The organism is Leifsonia sp. HAY1-4F (assembly GCF_056755275.1).
Map to the genome: position 1 here is coordinate 1 of NZ_JBNDHX010000174.1, position 3,532 is coordinate 3,532.

Genomic DNA, 3,532 nt, shown 5'->3' on the forward strand with positions numbered 1-3,532 from the left:
CAAACAACCTCCCCCCCCCCCAGATTAGCGAGTGTCTCGTGGGCTCGGAGATGTGTATAAGAGACAGGCGGAGCTGAACGACGGCCGCCGGGTCCGGCTCGTGGGGGTCAGTCCAGCAGGTCCGCCCAGAGCGCCGTCGAGATGTAGCGCTCACCGGTGTCGGTGACCACTGCGACGATCGTCTTGCCCGCGTTCTCTGGTCGGGCGGCGACCTGCAGGGCGGCCCAGACGCTGGCGCCGGACGAGATCCCGGCGAGGATGCCCTCCTCGCTCGCGAGCTTCTTGGCCGTCGCGATCGAGTCGTCGAACGTCACGTCGATGACCTCGTCGTAGACGTCCGTGTCGAGCACCTCGGGGACGAAGTTCGCGCCGAGACCCTGGATCTTGTGCGGGCCGGGCTTGCCACCGGTGAGGATCGGGGAGTCGATCGGCTCGACCGCGATCACCTGCACGCCGGGCTTGCGCTCCTTGAGCAGCTGGCCGACGCCGGTGATGGTGCCGCCCGTCCCGATTCCGGCGACGAGGATGTCGATGCCGCCGTCGGTGTCCGCCCAGATCTCCTCGGCGGTGGTGGCACGGTGGACGGCGGGGTTGGCCGGGTTGGCGAACTGCTGCGCCAGGATCGCGTTCTCGGTCGAGGCGACGATCTCCTTCGCCTTCTCGACCGCCCCGCGCATCCCCTCGGGGCCGGGGGTCAGGACGATCTCGGCACCGAACGCACGCAGCAGCACGCGGCGTTCCTTGCTCGCCGTCTCCGGCATGGCGAGGATGACCTTGTAGCCGCGGGCGGCGCCGACCATCGCGAGCGCGATGCCGGTGTTGCCGCTGGTGCCCTCGACGATCGTGCCACCGGGGCGGAGCGCACCCGACTTCTCGGCCGCATCGACGATGGCGACACCGATCCGGTCCTTCACGCTTCCGGCCGGGTTGGACGACTCGAGCTTCGCGAGGACGGTCGCGCCGGAGTCGCCGGCGATCCTGTTGAGCTTGACGAGGGGGGTACGGCCGACTGCTTCGGTGATGTCGGCATAGATGTTCGCAGGCATGGGCTCTCTTTCCGGTGGGTGGATGCGATCAGGAGGTGAGCTCAGGTGAGCTCGTCAGGCGGAGGGGGGTCACGTGCGCGGTCTGAAGGTCGTCGACGATGGTGGCGGCTGTTCGCGCGCCGGCGCCGGCGGCGATGATCATCTGCTGCGGTCCGGGGACAACGATATCCCCGGCCGCGTAGAGGCCGGGAATCGACGTCCTCCCGCCGTCGTCGGTGACGAGGAAGCCGTCATCCGACCGGTGCGGGGCGAGGCCGTCGAGGAAGTCGCTGGCGACGTGCCACTCCGGACGGATGAAGCCGCCGTCGATCGGGATCGACCTGCCGTCTTCGAGCAGCACGGCGCGCACCGTGCCGCGTTCCCCGTCCAGGTCGCCGATGCGGGTCCGCTCCACACGGATGCCGAGCGCGGCCAGAGCGGTCTCCTCGGCTTCGTCGACCGCAGGCGTGCCATTGGTGAAGACTGTGAGGTCGCTGGTCCAGCGGGCGAGGTGCACTGCCCTGCGGGCGAGATCCGCGGTCTCCCCGATGAGCGCGAGCGGCCGATTGCGGAGATCCCAGGCGTCGCAGGCCACGCAGCTGAACACGCTCATCCCGTAGTAGGAGCGGATGCTGGGCAGAGCGGGGAGCGTCTCGGTCAGCCCTGTCGTGAGGAGCACGGTCTTCGCCGAGAGGATGCGGTGCTCGGCGGGGCCGCGTCCCGTCACCTCGATCACGAAGCCGTCGGCGGTCGGACGGACGGAGGTGACCGACCGTCGTTCGAGGTGCTCGACGTTCTCGTACGCGGCCAGCTCCGCCTTCGCCAGCGTGCGCAGTTCGGTCGGGCGGATGCCGTCGCGGGTGAGGAAGCCGTGCGAGCGGAGCGTGGCGGAATTGCGCGGCCTGCTCGCATCCACCAGCACCACATCCACCAGAGCGCGCGCGAGATTGAGCGTCGCGGAGAGCCCGGCCGGACCTCCCCCGATGACGACGACCTCAGGCATGGGCGACCTCCTGCGGAGGCAGCGCGGCGATGAGGGGGTGGTCGTACGGCTGAGGACCGACCTTGGAGGCTCCGCCGGGGTTGCCGAGCTCGCTGAAGAAGTCGACGTTCGCCGCGTGGTAGTCCGCCCACTCCTCGGGGAGGTCGTCCTCGTAGTAGATCGCCTCGACCGGACAGACCGGCTCGCACGCTCCGCAGTCGACGCACTCGTCCGCGTTGATGTAGAGGGAGCGCTCACCCTCGTAGATGCAGTCGACCGGGCACTCGTCGATGCAGGCGCGGTCCTTCACGTCAACGCACGGGAGGGCGATGATGTAGGTCATCGGGCGATCACCTCGCGGTTGGAGATCGCGACCTGCTCCTCGCGCGGGACGACCTTGATCCGCTCCCGGGTCGCCTCGCCCGCGAAGCCGTCGCCGAGGGCGCGCTCGTGGGCGTCGAGGGCGAGCCAGCCGTCCCAGGTGGTGTACCGGACCCCACGGTCCGTGAGGAACTCGGTGATGGCGTCCTCATCCGGTCGTTCGGCGCCGGCGAGGAGTGGGTGGTCCTCCAGCAGCTTCTCGATGGTCTCCCCCGCGTCGCCCTTGGTGTGGCCGATGAGGCCGACCGGGCCGCGCTTGATCCATCCGGTGGCGTACAGGCCGGGCACCGGCTCGCCATCCTCGAGGACGCGCCCGCCGTCGTTCGGGACGACCCCGGCGCGCTCGTCGAACGGCACGTCGCGCACGGGTGTCCCGCGGTAGCCGATCGCGCGATAGACCGCCTGCACCTCGTAGTCGACGAGCTCGCCGGTGCCGCGGATGCCGCCCTGGCCGTCCGGCTCGGTCCGCTCGAAGCGGATGCCCGCGACGGCCTCGCCCTGTGCATTGTCGGCCAGGATCTCGACCGACCGGTGCCAGAAGTGCAGGTGCAGCCGGCGCGGCGCGCCGGTCGGCTCGCGGTCACGCCACGACTGCAGGATGCGGGCCATGACCTTGGCCTGGTTGCCCGCTGCGCGCCGCTCCCCCGTCGAGACCTCGTCGCTCGCGCGATCGAAGTCCTCGTCGTAGAGCACGATGTCGACGCCGGGCACCTCGCCGAGCTCGCGGAGCTCGATCGGGGTGAACTTGATGTCCTCCGGTCCGCGGCGTCCGAAGACGTGCACGTCCTCCACCGGGGAGGCGGCGAGGCCGGCGTGGACGTTGTCCGGGATGTCGGTCGTCAGCAGGTCGGCGGGGTGCTTCGCGAGAACGCGCGCGACATCCAGGGCCACGTTGCCGTTGCCGAGCACGGCGAGCTGCGTCGCCTCCAACGGCCAGTGGCGGGGGACGTCGGGGTGGCCGTCGTACCAGGACACGAAGTCGGCGGCGCCGAAGCTGCCGCGCAGGTCGAGCCCGGGGAGGTCGACCACGGCGTCGCGCTGCGCACCGGTGGAGAGGATGACCGCGTGATAGAGGGACTGCAGCTCGTCGATGGTGACGTCGGCGCCGACCTCCACGTTCCCGATCAGCCGGATCGCGCCGTCG

General features: G+C 70.2%; 4 protein-coding genes. All 4 read right to left on the reverse strand.

All coding sequences use genetic code 11. From position 1 onward, the window contains the following. Positions 1-107: 107 nt before the first annotated feature. Positions 108-1,046: a cysteine synthase A gene (cysK, locus tag ACPYOG_RS18845; protein WP_481295672.1), complete on the reverse strand. Its 939-nt coding sequence runs from the start codon at positions 1,044-1,046 to the stop codon at positions 108-110. 28 nt (positions 1,047-1,074) lie between these two features. Further along, entirely contained in the window at positions 1,075-2,028 is a 954-nt protein-coding gene (locus ACPYOG_RS18850; RefSeq protein ID WP_481295673.1) for an NAD(P)/FAD-dependent oxidoreductase, read from the reverse strand. Further along, positions 2,021-2,350 (reverse strand): ferredoxin, encoded by a 330-nt coding sequence (gene fdxA / locus ACPYOG_RS18855; protein ID WP_090034689.1) that lies wholly within the window; start codon positions 2,348-2,350, stop codon positions 2,021-2,023. Before fdxA ends, ACPYOG_RS18850 begins: the two co-directional genes overlap by 8 nt. Further along, positions 2,347-3,532: ferredoxin--NADP reductase domain-containing protein (locus ACPYOG_RS18860; protein WP_481295674.1), on the reverse strand; the 1,186-nt coding region annotated here is incomplete at its 5' end. The genes fdxA and ACPYOG_RS18860, both read right to left, overlap by 4 nt.